This window comes from Flammeovirga yaeyamensis (assembly GCF_018736045.1).
In the GTDB taxonomy this organism is placed as follows: Bacteria; Bacteroidota; Bacteroidia; order Cytophagales; family Flammeovirgaceae; genus Flammeovirga; species Flammeovirga yaeyamensis.
In genome coordinates, this window is the sequence record NZ_CP076132.1 from 4786959 (window position 1) to 4811236 (window position 24278).

Genomic DNA, 24278 nt, shown 5'->3' on the forward strand with positions numbered 1-24278 from the left:
CCACCCTATTTGTACTTTTTAGGCTTAATTCACTGATGATCAATCAATCATCAATTTCAATTTTTCATTTCCTGTAGCATCTATAATAAAATAGATACCTTCTTTTAGGGAAATATCAAATGAATTTTCTCCTTCTTCCCATTGCAAAGTCCCTACAATTTGTCCGTTGATATTCACAATTTGTCCACTCCCCGAGTAAGGTGATACCAAAACAAACGATCCTTGATTGGGATTAGGATAAATTTTTAACACTTTCATCTCAGAAAAACTTAAATTTGCTCTATTCGAACTAGATCCCAAATCTATAGACACGGTTTCTACCCAAACAGATCCTCCTGTAGCATTCAGTGCTTTTATTCTAAATGTATATTGTTTTCCTGCTTCAAGATTAGATAACACAAAGCTCGTTTGATTGGCAGGAACATCTGGAATCCCTCCACCGCGGTAACTGTCGCCTGATAATTGTGATTGGATATCAAAACGGTCTTCGTTATCTGAATTATCGCTCCAATGAATTTGAACAGAAGTAGACGATAATTTCTCGACCCAAACTTCACAAGGAGGGTGAGGTTTACCTCCAGAACTTTGAAGACTACAATCTCCTGTTTTTACCACTTCTTGATTATCTGTATTGTTATCATTACCGCCATTATTAGAATTATTACCATTTAAATCAAAAGGATTAGTCGTCACCCACACTGATCCTCCATTTCCATTGACTGCTTTTATTCTAAAACTATATGTGGCTCCATCTTCTAATCCATCAATAATTACTTCTGTCGCATTTCGATCACCATCCGGCATTCCTGAAGCTCTAAAGCTATCTCCCTCTAATTGTTTTTGGATATCAAAATAATCTTCATTACTAGAATTATCATTCCACAAAAGTTTAACGCTACTAGAAGATAATTTTTCAATACGAACATTACATGGAGGATTAGGTTTTCCTGCTGGGCTGACCGCATCGCAACTTCCTACTCCATCGTTATCTGTTGGAGGTGGATTACTTGGCGGTTGTTGTCCATTAATCACTTTAGCGGTTAAACCACCACCAGAAGTTGCCATATAAAATCGAGTAACTCCCTGATCGTCTGTAAAAACTCTTGTTCGTTGAGCTACTGTGTATTCTACTTCATGAGAAGAATTATCAGCACCAAAATTTACTAGGTTAGTAATAGAACCATCGGCATTAATTGTTCCTTGGATCACTCCAAAACCTTTTCTGGTCAACTGCCAAACGTGGTAAGGAATATATATTTTATTGCCATGTACAGAGAAATCGCCGATCATAAAATCATGTTGCTCAGGAATAAACCAATCGGGTTCTCCTAAAACTGCAAAAGCATCTCTCCAGTACAACGCTTGTCGGTAAGTTTTGTCTCCATTGAGAGCAAAATAAATATCATGACGTCTTAGGTTATTACCCAATTCCGGATTATTTCTAGTCGTTAATGTAATCACATTACCACCAACCACTGTAACCTCTACTCCTCCTTCGGTATTCCCTTGAGCATTGAAATAGTTTGATTTTCCATTGACATCTACACCCAACTCATTACTAAAACTACCATCTGCATTTCTTGTCAGTTTTAGATTTCCTAACTGACATTTTACATAAAGCACATTTGAATTATTCGGATCAAAACTGATATCATTTACTGGCAAACTTTGATTCGGTATCCCACTCAGACTTCCCCAAGCTTCATAAAACAATTTATCGTTACTATTGTCTTCATCGATTAACGTTCTGATATCATCTGTTACAAAAACTCCCTTTTGAGTACCACAATAGACTCTATACGGTTGATTTGGATCTGATTTAATGATCCATGATCTCACTGCAGGCAAACCTTTTCTTGGCACTTCATCCTGTTTACCAGAGATAAACACTTTCCAATCATCTGCTTGATTTTGAGTTGTAGTTAATTGCTTGAATGCCATTTCTGCATTACCACCTGGATTACCTCCACCCCAACCATAAGCAATCGAAGCCAATATTAAAGGGTTTTGACCTTCATCGATCACTAAAAAACTATGTGCATCTTGTTGAGAAGGTGTATTTAATTGTGTCCAAGAATAACCATAATCGTAACTCTCTAACATTCCATTATCAGCTTGTCCCATCACTGCATAATTGTCATGAATTGCTACATCATAAGTAAATGTAGATTGAGTGCCATTGGTATGATAAGTGGTCGCTCCATTACCCAAAGTAGAAATCGCTGAACAGCTTTGAATATCCCAAGAATCTTGATTGGCTGCATCTCCAACAAAAAAACTTTGTTGCGACATGGTCAATACCCCACGTTGATACGTTACATTTCCAAAATCTCTAGAATTCCATGTACCCGACCATTTTGCAGGCCAATAGTTTTTATTTCTTGATTGATTTACCACGTACTGATTCCATCCTGCATCTGTGGTAATCCCTCTCCCGAACTTATTAAAATTAAAGATGGATTTAATTTCTCCTGAAACAGTTGAGCCGTTCACGGTAAATTCCCCTTCATACAATCCGTCATTTCGTCCTTGCGTAAACTGACTCACCAAAACATGATGCTTTCCATTCGGTTCATTTCTCTGCCAAACTTTTGGCTGCCAATAAATAATCTTATCGTCAACACCTGCCAAGCCTAAATCTTGCCAAGCACCGTTTGGATAAGACTTTACAAACAGATGGCTCGCTCTTAATTGTTGATTAGAACCTCTAGAACTTCCTCTTTTATTATAAATAGCATATAACCATTTTCCGTCTTTGGTAAGATCTGCCCCCATACATTCGCCTATGGTTTCATTTACTCCATCAGTTCCTGTCGGACCTTGTATTTTTGTCCAGTTTCCTCCCTTATTAATTGATGAATACAGTCCTGTTCCCGCAGCCACTAAAATATGACTGTTATTTGTTGGATTGATGGTAATACTATTGACTCTTCTGTAGCCTGTCCCTTGTGCATAGGCTACTTGATTCCAGGTCGTACCTCTATCATCTGTCACATAGATCACCTGACTACCGTCTTCTATTACTTCTAGTTTTCTAGTAAACTGAATCAACCACTGATTACCCGCATAGATTCTTTTTTCATCTTTACTATCGACTGTAATCACCCCAATAGGTTCATCATCAATTACTCCCTTGTTTTCGGTCCAAGTAACTCCATCATCATCAGAGTAGGCTATTCCTTCAAAAGAGCCATAAAAAATACGGTTTCCAGATTGTTGTGCTAAAATAGCTAAGCTTGTAGGTACATTTTGGCCCCTGTAGATCCAGTTTTCACCGTAATCGTTCGTTAAATAGAAGCCTTCCATATCACTACAAACAAACATCCTTCCCGGCTGGTTTTCATAACAAGAAAGACCTTGAACCCTTCCGCCGTGTCCGGGGTTCATATTTATCCATTGCGCATAAAGTGTCGTAGCAGACGTCCAAATAAACATTTGGGTCAGCAAAAGTGTAAGTGAAAATTTCATAATCATTCATTTTATGAGTCATTCATTCTTAAAATGAATCACTCCATTTCTACTTTCATACTGACTTAAGCTATTATACAATCAAAATTGGACGTTTTTAAATTATAATTTTCCCCAATTTCAAATGTATAACAGCTTATCAATATCATTCTTTTGATGATTGATAAAAGTGTAGCGCTACGAGTCAGTTCGATTAATGCAGGCAAATTCGCATAACTTAACTCATCTATTTGTTTGAATTAAAAAAACGAAAGAAAATTAATTGATGTGGTCAGAGAATTTTGAGCATGAAAAAAGCCCCTCACCTTTCGATGAGGGGCTTTTAAAACCGCTTGCAAATATTATAAACCAGAGTGGCTTATAGTGTGTCTTTCTCTAGAGTCGATCAATGCTTCGTACTCTTCTTTAGAGCCTACACGGATCGCATCATAGTCGCGAAGACCTGTACCTGCAGGAATCAAGTGACCTACAATTACGTTTTCTTTCAAACCAACTAGTTCGTCACGCTTACCTCTAATAGAAGCTTCACTTAACACTTTAGTTGTCTCTTGGAAAGAGGCTGCTGAAATAAACGACTTCGTATCCAATGATGCCTGAGTAATACCTTGAAGAGTAGGTCTTGAAATAGCTGGCTGTGCGTCACGCACTTTCATCTCTTTCATGTCTCTACGTTTCAAGCTAGAGTTTTCGTCTCTCATTTCACGGAATGAGATTAGAGCACCCGCTTTGTAATTTGCTGAGTCACCCGCATCAGTAACGATCTTCATGGCTAACACCTTATCGTTTTCTTCACGGAAAGTAAATTTCTCTACTACTTGACCTGGCAAGAATGTAGTATCACCGTTATCTTCGATTACTACTTTTTGCATCATTTGGCGTACGATCACCTCGATATGCTTATCGTTGATCTTCACACCTTGTAAACGGTATACATCTTGAATTTCGTTCACTAGGTACTCCTGAACTGCAGTAGGACCTGAGATTTTCAAGATGTCTGCAGGAGTAATTGCACCGTCTGAAAGTGGCATACCCGCTCTCACATAGTCATTTTCCTGCACCAAAATGTGTTTCGACAAGTTCACCATGTAACGACGTTTCACACCGTCACGTGATTCTACGAATAACTCACGGTTTGCACGTTTTACCGCACCATAAGTTACAATACCGTCAATTTCAGAAACTACAGCTGGCGACGATGGGTTACGTGCTTCGAATAATTCGGTTACACGTGGAAGACCACCGGTAATGTCTCGTGATTTACCTGCAGAACGAGGAATCTTCACAAGGATATCACCTGCTTTTACTTTCTGACCATCCTCAACGATCAAACGAGCGTCTGTTGGAAGGTTGGACGCTACTGTTTCCCCTTTGTCACCAGCGATGTGGATAATTGGGTTTTTCGTCTTGTCCTTAGTATCAATAATTACTTTCTCCTCATAGCCAGTCATTTCGTCTGTTTCTACTCGGTAAGTAATATCTTTTTCAATTGATTCGAATTCAGTAACACCATTGTACTGTGCTAAGATTACGGCGTTAAATGGATCCCAGTTACAGATCACATCTCCTTCCTCAATCATATCACCTTCCTTCACGTGAAGGTAAGAACCGTATTGAACGTGAGCGTTGAAAGCAACTTTTCCTTCTTCGTCAAGAACGTTCAATTCAGCAGTACGTGCCATTACTACATCCTTCTCATCTCCATTTGCATCTTTCGACTTCACTGAACGCATTTCTTCGAAAGTAACTTTACCGCCTTTCTTTGCTTTCAATGACGCGTCAATCGCAATGTTGGATGCTACACCACCGACGTGGAATGTACGTAGTGTCAGCTGAGTACCTGGCTCACCAATTGATTGTGCTGCGATTACACCTACAGATTCACCTTTACCAGCTACACCGCCAGTTGCAAGGTTTTTACCGTAACATTTCTCACAAACACCTTTACGAGTCTCACAAGTAAGTACTGAACGTACTTCTACTTCTTCGATACCCACTTCTTCAATTTCTTGAGCTACTTCTGGAGTAATTAGACCAGTTGCACCAACAATGATCTCTCCAGTTTCAGGATGCTCAACATCATTAAGAGAAGTACGACCTTCGATTCTGTCGCTCAATGGCTCCTTAATCTCATCGTTTTCTTTTAATGCAGTTACCGTTAAACCTCTTAAAGTACCACAATCAACTTCTGTTACAACTACATCTTGAGCAACGTCTACCAAACGACGAGTTAGGTAACCCGCATCGGCTGTTTTCAAGGCTGTATCTGCAAGACCTTTACGCGCACCGTGAGTTGAAATAAAGTACTCCAATACGTCTAGACCTTCTTTAAAGTTCGAAAGGATAGGGTTTTCGATAATGTTTGCTCCAGAAGCACCACCTAAGTTTTTCTGAGGTTTCGCCATTAGACCCCTCATACCACCTAACTGACGAATTTGCTCTCTTGAACCACGGGCTCCTGAGTGCATCATCATATAGATTGAGTTGAATCCTTGGTTATCCTCTTCCATTTGAGTCATTACTGTAGACGTTAACGTGTTGTTTGTTTTCGTCCAAACGTCAATTACTTGGTTGTAACGTTCGTTATCAGTGATAAGACCCATCATGAAGTTGTTACGAATAACGTCTACTTCACCTTTCGCTGATTCAATTAAATCAACTTTTTCCTTAGGGATAATGATTTCATCAAGACCGAATGACAAACCACCTTTGTAGGCCATTTGGAAACCTTCGTGCTTGATATCATCAAGGAACTGAGCAGCACGTGCCATACCTACGATATCTACCACTTTCGCGATAATTACCTGTAGAGCTTTCTTAGAAAGTAGTTCGTTTACGAAACCTACTTCTTCAGGTACGTGTTGATTGAATAATACTCGACCAGCAACAGTTTCGATGAATTTCTCCTCTAACTCGCCAGTTTCCTCATTCAATACTTTTGTTTTAACAAAGATCCAAGAGTGACGTGAGATAGCCCCTTCGTTCAAGGCGATGATCACTTCCTCTGAGTTGTAGAACCTCTTACCTTCACCTTTTACGATTTCAGTATCAGTTGTACGACGACCTTTTGTCATATAATAAAGACCTAATACCATATCCTGAGAAGGTACGGCGATAGGTTTACCATTTGCAGGGTTAAGGATGTTATGCGATGCTAACATCAATAGAGATGCCTCTAATACAGCTTCGTGTCCTAGTGGTACGTGAACGGCCATCTGGTCACCATCGAAATCGGCGTTGAAGGCTGTTGTTACCAATGGGTGTAATTGGATTGCTTTACCCTCGATTAATTTCGGTTGGAAAGCTTGGATACCCAATCTGTGAAGAGTAGGGGCACGGTTTAGTAGTACTGGATGACCTTTCAATACGTTTTCAAGGATATCCCAAACTACTGGATCTTTACGGTCAACGATTTTCTTCGCTGATTTTACCGTTTTTACGATACCACGCTCGATCAACTTACGAATAATGAACGGCTTGAATAATTCAGCTGCCATATTCTTAGGAAGACCACACTCGTGTAATTTAAGCTCTGGACCTACTACAATTACAGAACGACCTGAGTAGTCCACACGCTTACCTAATAGGTTTTGACGGAAACGACCTTGCTTACCTTTCAACATATCTGAAAGTGATTTCAATGGACGGTTACCATCAGAACGTACCGCGTTCACTTTACGAGAGTTGTCGAATAATGAGTCAACAGCCTCTTGAAGCATACGCTTCTCGTTACGTAAAATTACTTCTGGTGCTTTGATATCGATCAGACGCTTCAGACGGTTGTTACGGATGATTACTCTTCTGTACAAGTCGTTCAAGTCTGATGTTGCGAAACGACCACCATCTAGTGGAACTAATGGACGTAATTCTGGTGGAATTACAGGAACCATACGGATCACCATCCACTCAGGACGGTTCTCAATTCTCGTTCTCGCATCTCTGAATGCCTCAACAACACGAAGACGCTTCAATGCTTCTGCCTTACGTTGTTGTGAAGTATCGTTATTTGCCTGGTCACGCAATGCAGCGGCCATGTCATCCAAATTAGTACGAGACAATAACATTTCTAATGCCTCAGCACCCATCTTAGCGATGAATTTGTCTGGATGATCGTCTTCTAATTGTCTGTTTTCGCTAGGAAGTTTATCCATGATATCTAGGTACTCATCCTCAGTAAGGAAGTCCATTTTAGCGATACCATCTGCAGCTTTTACACCTTCTTGGATAACTACATAGCGCTCGTAGTAAATGATTTGATCAAGTTTCTTCGTTGGTAAACCTAATAGGTAACCAATTTTGTTCGGTAAAGAACGGAAGTACCAAATGTGTGCTACTGGCACAACTAGTTGGATGTGACCCATTCTTTCACGACGAACCTTTTTCTCTGTTACTTCTACACCACAGCGGTCACAAATAATACCCTTATAACGGATACGCTTGTATTTACCACAGTGACATTCCCAGTCTTTTACAGGACCGAAAATTCTTTCACAGAATAAACCACCCATCTCCGGCTTGTACGTACGGTAGTTGATGGTTTCTGGTTGAGTTACTTCGCCATGTGAGCTCTCCAAGATTGATTCTGGAGAAGCCAAACTCACGGTTACCGAAGTAAAATCGTTGTTGATCTTTTTGTTTTTTCTGAACGCCATTTGCAATTTGCGGTTTTCTTGAATCTGCAAATATAGGAAGTATTAATCAAATTTTCTATTCAACGCAATGAAAAATCACTTATATTTTTACTTTTCGGAACTTTTATCTGTAAGTGATTGATTTACAGTAAATTTTAATCATGCCAATTTTTCTAAAAGTTACTTAACAGCATGAAATAGTACTATTTTTTTTAATCAAGTGAGGATTATCATCAAATAATTTGTCGAAGTCTACATCTCAATTTTCTATAAGTTGAAAGTGATACTTACCTCATCTGCACTATATTATTGTAAAGATTAGATCAATATCACATCAGGTGTCAAATCAACTAACGCTATTCAATAGAATACAAACCGAGTATTTGATGTTTATCCGAGATTATTTTTTTAAAACTCAATCTTCATCAAAAACAGTTCATTAAGAAAGTAGTACAAAAAACATCTCTCATAAATTCATTTTTCTCTTATATTTGAATAGCATTTGGTACCATATCAATTAATTTGGGTACATAAACAGAATCACAACATGAAAAAGCTTAGTCTAGCCATCCTTTTATCCTTCATATCCATTTCACTTTTTGCTCAGAATCCATTAAAGAAAATTCCTGGTAACTTTTACCTTGATTTAGGATTGACCAATTGGGCAGACGATAGTGGATTACCGTTAGAAACACAATCTAGATCTGTATCTATCTCTTATATGTATGAATTTACTTTATCGAGTAGTGGTAAATTCACTTTTAACCCAGGTATTGGTTATTCTGCAGATAACTTCTTCTTTAAAAATGGTCAGACTTTAGGAAAAAATGGAGATCAAACACAAATTGTAGATACCAACCTTTTGTTCGATAACACGAAGAAATCGAAAATGGTAGCTAACTATGTAGAGATTCCATTGGAGTTCAGATTTAGAACTCACCCAGGAAAGGATGCTTTCCGTCTAGCTGTTGGTGCTAAGTTTGGTTACATGTTCGCAAGTCATACTAAAGTAAAACACGAAACAAATGGCGATACCAGAATCGCAAAAGATAAAGGAAACTTAAATTTAAATGATTTCAGAGGTCAGTTTATCGGAAGAATTGGTTACAAATGGATCAACTTCTTCTGTGCTTACGGATTTACCGAAACGTTTAAAGACAATGCCGTTGCTATTCCAAATGGAACAACTTTAGACAGTACTCCTTATACTATAGGTATTACTTTCTCAAGTTTCTAATCCATCAAAAAATTAAATCAAAAGCCTTCATTTCTTTAAGAATTGAAGGCTTTTTTGATAGATGAAGGTCGTAAAACTCAATATTTTATCTAAGGATGATCTATCAAACAAAATTTTTAAGTAAATTCATCACCCGAATAAAGCAATTAATGAAAGTAATCGATTTAATATTTTAAGTATCCCCACTTCACAAAGTGATACATCACTATTACAACTAGATATTTGATATCCCCAAAAGTGAAAATGAATATTAAATAAGCCGTAATCATTACTCTTGATCAATGGAATAATTTATCTTTGACGCTTATGGAAACGAAAGAGTTAAAAATTACCACAAACTCCATCGATGATTTGAATAATGCTGCAAAACAAATTCTTGAGTTTGCACAGGATTCATCGAAGGTTTGGTTATTTCATGGAGAGATGGGAGCGGGAAAAACCACTTTCATAAAAGCAATTTGCGAAGTGTTGGGAGTGATGGATCACGTCAATAGTCCAACATTTGCTTTGGTAAACGAGTACATGACCGATCAGGCAGATACCGTTTATCATTTTGACATGTACAGAATTAAAGATCCTTCAGAAGCATTTGATATCGGATTTGAGGAGTACATCTACAGCGACAATCTTTGTCTGATAGAGTGGCCTTCAAAAGTTGAAAGATTATTACCTGAAGACTGTACAGAAGTAACTATCGTTCCCATTGATGAAACAACAAGGGAAATAAGTATTCGTATCGTTTAATTTTTTAAGACGGAGAAACATGGGCAAGCAACGTGAAGGTTTTGATAAAGCCACAGAAAGTTATTTTCAGTATCATCCACAAGAGGTGATGGAAGGGCCACTTCATAAAAAAGGAAATCCTTTAAAGATAGGCGTTCCAAAGGAGTTAAATCCCGATGAAAAACGTTGTGCATTACGCCCCGGTGCTGTTTCCCTTTTAGTCAACAATGGATGCGAAGTGTATGTGGAGTCCAAAGCCGGACAACACATCAATCATGAAGATCAAGAATATTCTGAGGTAGGTGCAACTATCGTCTACTCTCATAAAGAGGTGATGGAATGTGACTTGGTGATCAAGATTTCTTCTCCAACGGTAGAGGAAGTCAATCACATGAAACAGGGCAGAACTATTATTTCTGCTATTCACCTCCGTGATATCAAAAAAGAGGTACTCGAAGCCCTCAATAATAAAAAAATTACTGCTTTAGGTTTTGAGTTGATCGAGGACAAAGTAGGTGGACTTCCTTTGGTTAGAGCAATGAGTGAAATTGCAGGTAGTACTGTAATGCTGATTGCCGCTGAATATTTAAGCAGCTACAATGGAGGAAAAGGAATTATCCTTGGAGGGATTACAGGTGTACCTCCTTCTAAAGTAGTGATTCTTGGTGCCGGAACGGTGGCTGAATTTGCCGCTAGAACTGCTATTGGTATGGGTGCCGAGGTCAAAGTATTTGATAATGCCATCTACAAACTGCGTCGACTCAAAAAAGAACTCAACAACCCTCACCTATTCACTTCTGCTTTCGATAGTACATCAATTGATGAGGCTTTGAGAAGAGCTGATATTGTGATTGGAGCGATTCATACCCACGGCAAGAGAACTCCATCGATCGTTACCGAAGAAATGGTAATGGGCATGAGAGAAAATTCCATCATTATTGATGTGTGTATTGATCAAGGAGGATGTTTCGAAACCTCAGAACCTACCAATCACCGTCATCCTGTATATAAAAAGCATGGAGTGATTCACTATTGTGTTCCTAATATTGCTTCTCGTGTTTCAAGAACAGCTACAGCAGCTATCAGTAATATCTTTACGCCTATATTATTAAAGGTAAGCGACGAATGCAAAGTCGATACGATGATGCGTCGCCACCCTTGGTTTGCGAAAGGGGTGTACACATACAGAGGAAGTGTAACCAACCAAGCCATCGCCGAGAAATTTGATATGCCTTTGAAGAATCTGGATTTAATTTTAGCTGCGGGGTTTTAAAAAAAGACCCCGAAAAAGCATTCCTGCCTTTCGAGGTTTTTAATAAATAGGGTGTAATTATACTATAAAAAAACTAATGGGCTTATCGTTCAACTTTAAAAATGAAATGATCTGTCCTTCTTTAAATATCTTTTTTCACATTTATATTTAGGTATGAACCTTTAAAATATTGGTTCAATACACTCATTGTAATCTTTTCTGATGCCGGATAAGCTTTTACTTCTATTGCCGCTTTTCCATTGGCCATTTTGATGGATTCACTTCCTGTTGGCGTTCCTAAGTTTCTGATTAACTCACCTCCATATAAACATTGGAAGTACACTCTTTCTTCATAATCCAAACACCTTCTTCCTTCTTTATCTTTCGCAGTGACGGTCACTAAGTAATTTCCATTATCAAGTAGTTGACTTATTAACTGAAGTTCAACCGGTGTTCCTGCCTTTTCAAAACTATAATTCACTACCATAGAATCTCTCGATACTTCTTTCCCATCGGTATAACCTATAGATAGTAACTGATTTTCTCCCTCGTTAAACTGAATGTCCCAATTCAGTCCACAAGCAGGAAACTTCTTTAGATCTCTTTTCTTTTTCCCTTGGCTTTCTCCATTAATAAAAAACTCCACTTCTTGGTTGTTACTATACACACAAACATTTCTAGGCTTCCCTTTCATCCCACTTCTTTCGGTCCAAGTATGAGATTCTATATAAGAGAATGGTTCATCTGACCAGTAACTTTTGAATACATAAAAAGCATCTTTTGGATTTCCAGCTCGATCCAACAAGCCTTTTTGGTTGATATAAGGAATGTCGTTTTCAGGTCGAAGCGGTGTTCCAAAATCTTTAAAAGCCCATTGAGCACTTCCAGCAAACTGATCATGTTTTTCGCTCACACTTAAATACCAATCGAAAAGATCTACAATGTAATTCTCACTCCAATCGCCAATTTTAGAAATACTGGTTACTTCCAATTGATTCACCTCTTCTTCCCAATGATCAGCTTGAATTTTTCCTTCGCCAGTAATTGGCGTCTCTGTGTGTCTGCCTAAATGACTTGATCCGCCATATTCCATATGCAGAAAATGATTATAATCTTGAATAGATTTGTCTACTACATTCTTATAATTGGTATATGATCCACTGTACCAACCCGACCAAATGGAAGGGCTAAATACATCTACAATAGATGCACCCGCATAGTACTTTCTAATAGCCGTCTTTCTTGTTGGATCTAACTGATGTGATAAATCATTGAGCTCTGTTAAAAACGCATTCATTTCTTTTTCATCATCTCCTCCCTCGAAATCAGGAAGCCAATAGATCTCATTTCCTAAGGACCAAATGATAATACTAGGGTGATTATAATTCTGATCAATAATCTCTTTCAACATCTGTTTGGTATTCTTTTTCCAAACATCATCACCCACACCCCCTCTACACCAGGGCAATTCGTCCCAAACTAATATTCCCAACTCATCGCATGCTTTGTAAATTTCTGGATCTTGAGGATAATGGGCCAATCGTACAAAATTGGCTCCCATGCTTTTTATGATCTCCATGTCCTCGCGATGCATTTCATTAGTCATCGCCGGACCAACCCCTGCATGTTCTTCATGCCTGTGCGTTCCTCTTAACAGTAATCGCTCACCATTAAGGTAGAAAGGTCCATTTTTCGTAAACTCAAACCATCGTATACCAAAAGTATCTGAAGTGGTATCAACGACTTTTTTCTGATGTAAAAGTTCTACTGATACAGTATATAAGTTAGGGGAAGTGGTACTCCACAATTCAGGATGATTAATCTTTACTTTTTCACACACAACTTGATTTACCTTACTTTTGATGGTCTTTACCACATTCCCCTGTGGATTTATCACTTTAATAATTAAACTATTGTTTAGTTGCTCTTGCTCGTTTAACTGTATATCGAATTGAATATTGGCTTGCTTATGGTTTACATCTCCCAATGTGACTTTCACATCTTCAATAAAATTGGGAGATACTGTCTCCAACCAAACATCTCTAGTGATTCCTCCATATATAAAAAAATCTGATTTTTGAGAAGGGATAACCTGTCTATTGTAACTGTTGTCTACCTTCACAATTACCTCGTTTTCTCCCTCTTTTAGCAGTTTTGTCAGTTCAATTTTAAACCCTAAATAACCTCCCACATGTCGTCCTGCAAATGTCCCATTTACATATACTTTTGTGGTAATGTTCACCCCCTCGAAGTATAAAAATCTTCTTTTATCTGATAACCCTTCGAACTTTAATACCTTTTTATACCAGCTTACAGATCTTCTGTAGCCAGGAATTAAGTCTACGGCATCTTCCGAATTCCAAGAATGAGGTAAGTTGATTTCTTTCCACTCATCATCATTCATCAATTGCTCGATAGTTTGATAAGGCTTTTCTAAATACTGCCATTCATTATTTATGTTCTCTATCGTTCTAGCATCAATTGATTGGGTTGAAATTAGAAAGAAGAAACACACCAGATAAAATAGATTTTTCATCAAGAGGTAAGGTGAATAGTGGAGACCGATGGAACTATATACGTCCCATCGATACCCCGTTTGTTATATATTTAATTTTAAAGATTCTCTTCGCTTTACAGCTTCTAAGAAATAATAATCTGCATAAGAAATAGGTACATCTATCTCATCATTTTTAGGCCAATCGCCAGTGCTATGATCTAGAAGGAAAGGTGCTTTAACGTTGTTTGGTAGCACATAGTTTTTACTACCCAGTGCAGCCAAAATATCATCCGCATATTCTACATATCTCTCGTCTTGAGTATAAGTGTATAACTCATACAAAGCTGAGGCGTAAATTGCTCCCGACGATGCGTCTCTGTAAGTCTCCGGAATCTTAGGATCGTGCATATCCCAATAAGGAATTTTATCCTTCGGCATATTGGGCTGATTCATGATGAATTCTGCAATATTCTTTGCTTGATCTAAGAACCTTTCGTCAGTCGTATATCGGTAACACATGGTAAACCCATACAATCCCCAACCTTGTCCTCTCGACCAAACCGAATTTACATTAATACCTTGATGCGTTAATTCATTTTGTACTTTCCCATTTTCAGGGTCGTAATCAATTACATGATAACAACTATAATCTTCACGATAATGGTTTTGCATGGTTTTCTCCGCATGAGAAACAGCCATTTTATGATATGTTGAATCCCCTGATAATATAGAAGCCTCAAACAATAACTCCAAGTTCATCATATTATCAATAATCACTGGGAAAGTCCAACGGTCTTGTCCGAAATCCCATGATTTTATACACCCCACTTCTGGGTTAAAACGAGTACTCAACGTTTTAGCACTCTGCAATAATACCTTCTTTAAATGTGGATCTTTAGACACTTTGTAGGCTTCTCCAACGCTACAATAGACCTTAAATCCCATATCGTGTGTACCATCATTCCATTGCTCTCTTTCCATATAAGGAAGCCATTGATCGGCGTGCAATAGAAAAGTAGAATCATCGGTAATATGATACAATTGAATCAAAGAGCCAGGATAAAAACCACTGGTCCAATCTCTTGATGGTCTACCTCTGGTAACCCCATCTTTTTCTAGGCTTCGTGGAAAGCCCAAAGAATCAGCTTTGAAGTTTAGAAAAGTAGGAATTCGAGCGTTAACGCTCGGACTCCATACTTTATAATGCTCTTGTCTTTCTGCTGAATCACCTCTTTCCACAATACTGTTCCGTGCCGTACATCCGAACAGCAAAACGCCAATAAAGCATTTTAAATAATTCATAGATTTCTAGTATCCAGGATTCTGTGTTAGGTTTGGCATTCTATCAACATCTTGTTGATATTTAGGCATTAGGTAATCTTTTGATGGATCAAATGCTTGTTGTTCCAATCCATTTGGTCCAAAAGCTTCTTCACCCAACTGTCTCCTTTTGATGTCAAACCATCTACCAAACTCAAAAGCCAATTCCAATCGTCTTTCTTCCAAAACAACTGTTCTAAAATCCTCTTTTGAAAGGCCTCCTGATACATTCATTGGATACATACTATCGTTTGTAGCATCTTCATCCAACTCTCTTCTTGCACGCTCACGCACGCTATTAATATAACCTTGTGCCTCTGCTGTCGGTCCACTGATTTCGTTTAACGCCTCAGCGGCAGTTAAAAGTACTTCAGCATAACGCATCACAGAATAATCGATTTCAGAATCTCTACCGTTTCTTCCTACAGGTGTACCTGCCTGACCATTAGCTCTAAAATATTTTGCTATGTATGGACGATTACGGTTTCTATCATCCAATGATACAAAGTTGGTATATGGAACTTCTGCTCCATCTGCTCCTACAATTACAGTATCAAAACTTACTGTACGACGGTAGTCTCTCGTATCCCAAGTCTCAAATACTTTTAATGTAGGTGATGTTACACTCCATCCATCATATCCAAAACGAGTATCTTTTCTTGGCCCAGTTACAGGAGCCATAAAATCTGTTGCGGCATTAGATCCTCCTAATTCAGAAGGTACACCTGCACCATCACCACCTTTGAAATCAATTTCGAAAACTACCTCATTAGAAGCTTCGGCAATTGATGGATCAAATAAGTCGGCAAATTCACCTTCTAAGTTGTAACCAAATGTACCACTGTTATCGATCACATATTTTGCTTCGTCGTATGATTTTTGATAGTCACCTAACGTTAAATATACTGACGCTAAGAAACTAGCTGCAGTTCCTTTACTTGGACGTGATCTTTGTCTTGCTTGATCAGGTAGCCATTGTTTTGCAAATTCTAAATCTTCGATGATTTCAGCATATATTTCTGCTTCCGGTTGCTCTGACATATTGTATGCATGATCTGCACTTTCAATACTTTGACCTACATGTGGAATATTGCCAAATAATCGAACAAACTGATAATACACAAAGGCTCTCAAGAAATAAGCTTCTGCTACAATCTCGTTGATTTCCGCTTCATCTCCATTCAATTCTTTCGCCCCTTCAATAGCAACATTTACAGCTCCAATAATCTCAAAACCTTTTGGCCAAAAAGCACTTACCATACCGTTATTGGCACTCATTGTCATTTTATCAACTTCTTGTCTTCTTGCTGAAGTACCTTCATCTGCAATAGTGGCCATATCACCTCTCAACAACAATGTAAGAGAAAGCTTTCTACCCCAAAATGCTTCGTGACCCAATAAAGAATATCCGCCGTTTACACTTAACATCAAATCTGCAGGTGTACTAAATACTTCTGATGGCGATAACACCCCTACTGGCTTTTCTTCCAAACTGTCGCATGAATTACTCATCAACATTCCGATGGACAGTAAGATGGTATATATAAATTTGTTTTTCATTTTAACTTGATTTTAAGTAAAGATTAAAGTCCAACGTTTATTCCGAAAGTATATCCTTTTACATTAGGATAACTCGCATAGTCTGCTCCTAAGTTTCTATTTGTATTGCTTCCACTACCGTAACCTACTTCCGGATCTAAACCAGGATAATCAGTAAATGTTAGTAAGTTCTGAGCACTTGCATACACCCTTAATGATCTGACTTTCATCTTACTTGTTAGCGTCTTAGGGAAATTATAACCTAAAGCAATGTTTTTTAAACGGATGAAGCTAGCATCATAAATGAAACGATCTGACATTCTGTATGGACGGCTACCGTTTGCTTTAGGAACATCTGTGTTGGTGTTATTTGGAGTCCAACGGTTTAAAGCATTTGTTGTTGAATTACCTTTTCCTGAAAGTGTTTCCAATTCCATGTGTGTATAACTGATCATATCCTGACCGTGCACCCCTTGGATGAAAATATTCAAATCAAAATTCTTGTATCTAAAGCTGTTGTTTAATGACCATGTGAAATCTGGGTTTGGATCGCCTATGATTTCTCTATCCTCTGCTGTCAATTCACCATCCCCATTTAAGTCGGCAAAACGCTCGCCACCTGCCTCTGTTTCAAAACCTGAACCAGGAACAAAATCGTCACCTTCTTGGTACACCCCTAAGTATCTGTAACCATAGAATACTCCTACCGGCTGACCTTCTACTAATAACTGTGTGTCATCACCCAACAACATATGTTCTGGTGAGTTACCATAGAATTCTGTGGAATCTGGCAATGAAAGAACTTCATTACGGTTACGAGAGAAGACAAACTCAGTATCCCATTCAAAATCGCCTACAAAGTTATTTGTACGTAACATGATTTCGAATCCAGAGTTATTTACCTCACCTACGTTTTGTAACTGACCTTTTAAACCTGCTACTGTAGGAAGTTGTCTGAAGAATAATAAGTCGCTTGTGTTTTTATCATAGTAATCTGCAGAAAGCGTTAATCTACCATTGAAAATTCCTACGTCTAAACCAACGTCTACTTGAGAAGTCGTTTCCCATGTAAGATCAGGAGAAGCGAAGTTACCGATCTTCAATGCATTCTGTCCTGGATCAATGGAGTAAGTCGCATCCAAACGAGCTAATGATTGATACGGATCGATGGCTTGATTACCAGAAATACCATAACTAGCTCTTAATTTGAACTCAGAGAATTTATCTAAATCTTGCATGAACGACTCATTGTTGATATCCCAAGCTACTGCTGCTGATGGGAAAAATGCCCATTTATGATTTTCTGCAAAGTTCGAAGCACCATCATATCTTGCTGTTACCGTAAATACATATCTATTTTTTAATGTATAGTTGGCTCTAGAGTAGAACGACATTAGGCTTGCTTCTGTTAAAGCTGATGATGATGGGTTTGTGATACCCCCCTGTTGTAATGCCCACCAGCTACTTGAATTAGAGATCATATTTTGAGCGGAAGCAGTCATTGTTTCTCTAGAATCTTTTTGATAGGAATAACCATTTACCCAGTTCAATCGATGATTATCAGTTTCTTTTTTGATAGTAAAATAGTTCTCTGTTAAGAAGGTAGATGCTTTGCTATTGTCAATACCTGCTAAACCTTTGGCATTATCACCTTTCAATAAAGTAGTTGGCCAATATTCGCCTTCTCTACTGTTAGTTACACCTAGTCCTAAAGTTGTTTTAAAGCTTAACCAATTTGTGAAAGCAAAATCAAAATACGAGTTCGATTGTAAACGGTCTACCACTCTTTCCCTTTGATATTCATTCATCATAGCAACAGGATTGTCAATATCATCTCCTACTGTTGAAATAGTATACACACCGTTCTCATCATAAATACCTAAATCGGGGTTAAATCTTACCATCGATCCAATAACACCTGCACTACCCGATCCACCTGTATTTTCTTGTGTTCTTACACCGTTAGTTGTACCTCTTCTTGTGTAAACACTAACACCAGCCTTTATCCAGTTGTTCAGCTTTGCATTAACATTACTGTTGACAGAGTATCTTTTAAAACCAGAATTATTGATAATACCTTTTTGATCAAAGTAAGTTCCTGAGACATAGTATTTCACGTTTTCTGAACCACCACTGATAGAAACTTGTGTGTTGGAAATACCTCCGTTTTGATACACCTCGTCTTGCCAATTCGTATTTGCTCCACCGTATTCGTAAGCTTGAATATCGTTGATATAGCTAGCAAATTGTTGACCATCCAATAAGTCCAATCTATTTGATGCTTGTTGAGTTGTATAAGAAGTATTGATATCTACTTTTACTTTACCTGACTCACCTGTTTTTGTCGAAATCAAGATCACACCATTTGCACCTCTCGATCCATAAATAGCTGTAGAAGATGCGTCTTTTAAGATCTCCATAGAAGCAATGTCCTCTGCAGGTGGCATTTCAGCACCCACAAAACCATCAACTACAATTAGAGGATTACTACTTGCGTTGATCGAAGTTCCCCCTCTTACTTTAATGTTAAAACCAGATCCTGGCTGACCACCATTGGCAGATTGAATCTGAACACCTGGCGCTCTACCTTGAAGTCCTTCTACTGCAGATGATACCGGGAACGCTGCAAGGTCTTCTGATTTTACAGAAGCAACTGAGCCGGATACATCACTTTTACGTACAGCACCGTAACCCACAACCACCACTTCTTCTAAAGATTCCACTTCGATAGGTAGTGCGATGTCGATAACAGAACGGGTTCCAACAGGTATTTTCTGTGTTTGAAATCCTATAAATGAAACCACCAATACATCGTTACTTGTTGCTTCAATTGTGTAACCTCCATCCATTCTGGAAACCACACCATTACTTGTTCCTTCAATAACAATAGATGCCCCTGGGAAACCCATTCCATCTTCCTCCGATGTAATTGTTCCTGTAATTACTTTTTTCTCTCCTGTTTGTGCAAATGCTGTATTCATGTACATCAATAAGCAGAAAGAGAAAGAGAAGTAGCGAATTCTTAAAAATAGATTTTTCAATCTCATAATACTTAGTTTAGGTTCTAAAAAATGTATAGAACTATCAAGTCAGATGTTGTGTAAAATTTGTAATAGTTTCATTTCATTGATCATACCGTTTTTTAGTAAAAACGTCATAACAACACTTGATAATTTTGAGGCAAGTAAGGGGTCTCTACACTCAAAATCGTCCCAAAAAGGGGGTAAAATCATACAAAATGTCCTCTTATGGCTCTATCTCGACATTTTCTTGAAATTTTTTACCATATGCTGTTGGTGTACAACCATGATATTTCTTAAATGATTTTGAAAAATACTTCGGATCCTTAAATCCAACTTTATAACAGATTTGTGATATGTTGATTTTATTCTGTTCTATCAATTGTGCAGCCCTTTTCATGCGCATAGAAAGAATAAATTCGTTGGGAGTTAGTCCGGTCCACATCTTTATTTTCGTAAACAACATCGTTCTACTCAATCCAAGATCTTCGCCGAACTGTTCTACATTAAAAAATTGATTTTCTATGTTTTCGTCAATAATCGAAATGGCTTTATCAAGAAGTTCCTCGTCTACAGAAGATAATGTAATCTCACTGGGACGAATTACATTTTCTTCTTTGAATTTGATTTTCAATTGATCTACAAAACGCAATAAGTTTCTCACTTTTAGCTTGAGTTCTTGTACATTGAATGGTTTATTGAGATATTCATCTGCCCCAATTTCTAATCCTTCATGTTTGTATTGTTCTGCAGTTCTTGCTGTGAGTAGAATAATTGGAATATGACTCGTTTTTACATTGGTTTTTAAATGCTTACACATAGTAATGCCATCCATTTCCGGCATCATTACATCACTAATAATTAAATCAATTGCGTTTTCTTTTACAGCCTCAATGCCTTTCTCTCCATTTTCTGCTTCTATGATGTTGTATTCTGATAGTAAAAGTTCGACAATAAAATTTCTTACCTCAATGTTATCCTCTACCACTAATAAAGTTTGCTTTTCCTTCACTTTAACTATCTGATCTACATTAATACCGTGTTTCTTTTCTTCTGTATAATCTGCGACCATCGGATAAAGCTGAGTTGGTGTTTCTCTATCCAAATCCTCCATCTCAAAATGATCATTTCCTTTTTGAAGGAGAATAGTAAAACAACTTCCTTTCCCTTCTTCGCTTTCTACTTGTAATTCACCTTGATGCAATTCAATAATGTTCTTCGAGATCGCTAGTCCCAAACCTGTTCCATAGTTTTTCTGATTTTTTCTCAGTTCTTTTGAAATCTGATAAAAGCGATCGAATATTTTCTCTTTAAACTCTGATGGAAAACCTTCTCCAGTATCCGATATCGAAATTTTTATTTGATGTTCTTCCTCAGAGATCTTCACTTCGATTTTTTCATTATGAGGAGTGTATTTAAAAGCATTAGACAGTAAATTATACATTACCCTTTCTAACTTATGAGGATCATAAAACACCGAAATACTTTCTTTACTACTCTCAAAAATATATTGATAATTTCCCTTGGTAGCCATCGATTGGAAAGACTGAAAAATAGACTTTGTAAATACAACAATATTCCCTTCAACAACCTCTAACTTCAACTTATCATTTTCCAGTTTTCTGAAGTCCATTAACTGATTAATCAGCTTCATTAATTGTTGGGTATTTCTCTGCATAATTGTCAGCTTTTTATACACCTGACTGCTTCCCTGATAATCTGAAATAATCTGCTCTAACGTACCTAAAATTAAAGTAAGTGGTGTTCTAAATTCATGAGAAATATTGGTAAAAAACTGTAGCTTACTCTTATTGACCTCTTGTTCCTGTTGATTGATTTTACGATTTAACTCTAGCTTATATTGTAAACTAGTTTGTCTTTTCATTACCAAAAAGACAATAATAGCCACAAGAATTATCAAACAGCCATAAAGAATTAAAGCCCAAGGTGAAAGCCAAGGCGCAGGTCGAACTTGTATCTTCAGTACTTTTAAATGTTCACTTTCAAATCCATCGTTATTCACTCCTTTAATCTGAAACTCATAATTCCCTGCCTGTTGGATTGTAAAATTCGCCTTATAATCATTCGTAAATTTCCACTGATCGTCTAGCCCTTTTATGCGGTAGACAAACTGATTTTTATCGGAGTTGACATAACTACCAAAAGCAAAGTCGATCGTAAAGTTGGATTGATCATAATTCAAAATCACTTTTTGAGTCTGATCTAATGTTTGAGATAAAATATGCGTAGAATCGTTCGGAAGTACCAACTGATTATTGACCCATAGATCGTTCAGTTGTACAGATGGTGCATATTTATTTTCCAGAAATGCTTCTGGATCAAATTGAATAATTCCGGTTGGCCCCGCAAAGTACATCAAACCGTCTGTACTTTTAAGAGATGCCTTATTATTGAACCCTTTGGAGATCAGTCCATCGGCTTCCTGATAGATTTTCTTAGTTCCAGTTTGAGGTGCATAACTCATAATTCCATTATTGGAACTGATCCATAATGTACCATTATTATCTTCTTCAATAGCATGTATATATTGACTTGATGCTGAAAGGTTAGCAAACAAATCGATAAATTCGAAATGATCATCAATGAGTTGGTGCATGCCCAATTCTCTTGTACCAACGTAAATTGTGCCTTTTTTACTTTGAAATATTTCGATAACGTCAGCACTCATCCCTTTCTTATCATCCACAAAATACTGTGCTGAAGAAGTCACTTCAAAGGTCTTCGAATTAATCTCTAAATACGTCAATCCTGTTTGTGTTCCCAACCATAAATTCTTGTCTGCATCGACCAACATTGTACGAATCATATCATCGGAAAGCTGACTATTTTTAGTTTGAATATTGAATTCTACTTTTCTCGTTTTACGGTTGTATAAATTCAGACCACCTCCAAAAGTTGCGATCCACCAATGGTCCTTATCGTATTGTGCAACATCATAAACCGCATTATGACTTAATCCAGATTTTTGATTTAATATCAGCTTTTTCTTGTTGTTTTGAGCATCTAAAATGACAATCCCACTATCCAAAGTACACACCCATAACTCATTTCTGTACGGATCTACCTTCAGACATTTGATGTAATTACTCTTTAAAGAAGAGTTTTTTACATTCAGGTTTTTAAACTGATCTTTTGTTTTATCCCACGATATATATCCAAGCCCTTCCGTTCCAAAATAAAAAACGCCATTATGTTCTTCTATTGAACTGATAACATTATGAACCAATCGATTATTTGTGGTTGTCTGATTGATGAAGTTGAAATTAAAATTTCTCGCATTCCAAGTGTTCACTCCACTGTAATAGGTACCAATCCAAACCGTTCCGTCTTTGGAGCAATGCAAACTTTTTATCTTGTTTCCAGACAAATCATTTGATATATAATAAGAGGCATAAGCCGTTATGAGCTGTTGGTTAGGAGTGATAATATTTAAACCATTATACGTTCCAACCCAAAGTCTACCTTCCTGATCGAAGGTCATTGCTCTTACATTATTATTTGAGAAATCGCTGTTTTCTTCTTTAAACTGCTTGACGAATCGACGATTTTCGTCCAATTGTATTAAACCATTTTCTTTCGTTCCTATCCAAGTAGCATTCGATGAACTTGAAATGATCTCTTGCACAAATAGCTGCTTCCCTTTAAGTGGTTTTATTTGCTCAAAATAATAATCTTCTCCTTTTTGATGTAAAATACACAACCCTTTGGCTGTACCTATCCATACTGTTTCGTCTTTACCAACATATATTTTGAATACGTGATTATCAGGCAGACTGCTTTCGTCATTGTCTTTATGAAAAAACTTAGTGAATCTCCCAGTTTTAGGATCTAAAATATTCAATCCATCTCGTGTGCCCACTAATACTTTTCCATTCTTTAATGTCGCTACCGACCTAACTGTATTATTCGATAATTGGTCAGAATCTGATGGGCCAGATAAATATCTAGTCACCTTTCTTGTCTGATAATCAAAATGATTTAAGCCGTGATAAGTTCCTACCCAAATCCCTACATGATTATCCAATGCTAAATCTAAAATATCGCTATTGCTTAGGGTATTTGGATTTTGAGGATCATTTCTAAAAATATCGATCTTTTTACCATCATAACGATTCAATCCATCTCTAGTCCCCACCCATATCTGACCTTGATGATCTTCTAGTAAAGTGATTGCATTGCTTTGAGACAATCCGTCTTTAGTGTTTAAATAGTCGAATTGTAGTCTTTTTGGTAAAGCTTGCGAAAAAACATACGGTAAGACAGAAAGCCATATAAAAAATGTAATAGTCCAATTCTTCATCGTGTTGTTCTTATAATTCCAATCAAAGAGTAAGCGTAAAACGCAGTAAATGTTAGTAGTAAATTTGTTGTTTTAAATAAGATAAGAAGAGAAAAAATTGTAGCAATTCGAGTATATATTTTCCTCTATTCAAAAAATTGATGTTGATAACAAACATAAGTTGAGTAGTTTAAGTCCTGTCATTTACTGACAAAAAAATTACATCTCATTTTTTAATTCGTTGTATTTTATAGTGTTAGTAGTCGTTCAATACTTTGTTAAATTAATAAAAAT

At 37.4% G+C, this 24278-nt stretch carries 10 protein-coding genes; 3 read left to right on the top strand and 7 right to left on the bottom strand.

All coding sequences use genetic code 11. The annotated features are described in order from the left end of the window. Window positions 1–39: 39 nt before the first annotated feature. Window positions 40–3468 (bottom strand): fibronectin type III domain-containing protein, encoded by a 3429-nt coding sequence (locus tag KMW28_RS19120; protein WP_169666015.1) that lies wholly within the window; start codon window positions 3466–3468, stop codon window positions 40–42. A gap of 341 nt (window positions 3469–3809) precedes the next feature. Then, entirely contained in the window at window positions 3810–8117 is a 4308-nt protein-coding gene (gene rpoC, locus KMW28_RS19125; protein WP_169666013.1) for a DNA-directed RNA polymerase subunit beta', read from the bottom strand. Window positions 8118–8643: 526 nt separating this feature from the next. On the opposite strand from rpoC, the gene KMW28_RS19130 reads away from it, so the two are divergent. The 3 genes from KMW28_RS19130 (at window position 8644) to KMW28_RS19140 (ending at window position 11329) form a co-directional block, all read left to right on the top strand. After that, window positions 8644–9333, top strand: coding sequence for an outer membrane beta-barrel protein (locus tag KMW28_RS19130; RefSeq protein WP_169666011.1), 690 nt, complete (start codon window positions 8644–8646; stop codon window positions 9331–9333). A 306-nt stretch (window positions 9334–9639) separates the two neighbouring features. Beyond that, window positions 9640–10077 carry a tRNA (adenosine(37)-N6)-threonylcarbamoyltransferase complex ATPase subunit type 1 TsaE gene (gene tsaE / locus KMW28_RS19135; protein WP_169666009.1) on the top strand — a complete coding sequence of 146 codons (438 nt, stop codon included), beginning with the start codon at window positions 9640–9642 and terminating at the stop codon, window positions 10075–10077. A gap of 19 nt (window positions 10078–10096) precedes the next feature. Continuing rightward, window positions 10097–11329, top strand: a complete 1233-nt coding sequence (locus KMW28_RS19140) for an alanine dehydrogenase (protein WP_066211840.1) — start codon at window positions 10097–10099, stop codon at window positions 11327–11329. Window positions 11330–11450: 121 nt separating this feature from the next. Here the strand turns inward: KMW28_RS19140 and KMW28_RS19145 are convergent, their stop codons facing one another. The 5 genes from KMW28_RS19145 to KMW28_RS19165 all read right to left on the bottom strand — a co-directional run bounded on the left by KMW28_RS19145 (window position 11451) and on the right by KMW28_RS19165 (window position 24005). Beyond that, window positions 11451–13844: a glycoside hydrolase family 2 protein gene (locus tag KMW28_RS19145; protein WP_169666007.1), complete on the bottom strand. Its 2394-nt coding sequence runs from the start codon at window positions 13842–13844 to the stop codon at window positions 11451–11453. A 63-nt stretch (window positions 13845–13907) separates the two neighbouring features. Continuing rightward, entirely contained in the window at window positions 13908–15107 is a 1200-nt protein-coding gene (locus KMW28_RS19150; RefSeq protein WP_169666006.1) for a glycoside hydrolase family 88 protein, read from the bottom strand. 6 nt (window positions 15108–15113) lie between these two features. Further along, complete coding sequence (locus KMW28_RS19155; protein WP_169666004.1) at window positions 15114–16685, bottom strand: RagB/SusD family nutrient uptake outer membrane protein; 1572 nt, start codon at window positions 16683–16685, stop codon at window positions 15114–15116. A gap of 23 nt (window positions 16686–16708) precedes the next feature. Beyond that, window positions 16709–19711, bottom strand: a complete 3003-nt coding sequence (locus tag KMW28_RS19160; protein ID WP_169666002.1) for a SusC/RagA family TonB-linked outer membrane protein — start codon at window positions 19709–19711, stop codon at window positions 16709–16711. Between the two features lie 199 nt (window positions 19712–19910). After that, the gene (locus tag KMW28_RS19165; RefSeq protein ID WP_169666000.1) at window positions 19911–24005 is read right to left on the bottom strand and encodes a hybrid sensor histidine kinase/response regulator transcription factor; all 4095 of its coding nucleotides are present in this window, start codon (window positions 24003–24005) and stop codon (window positions 19911–19913) included. Window positions 24006–24278: the final 273 nt, after the last annotated feature.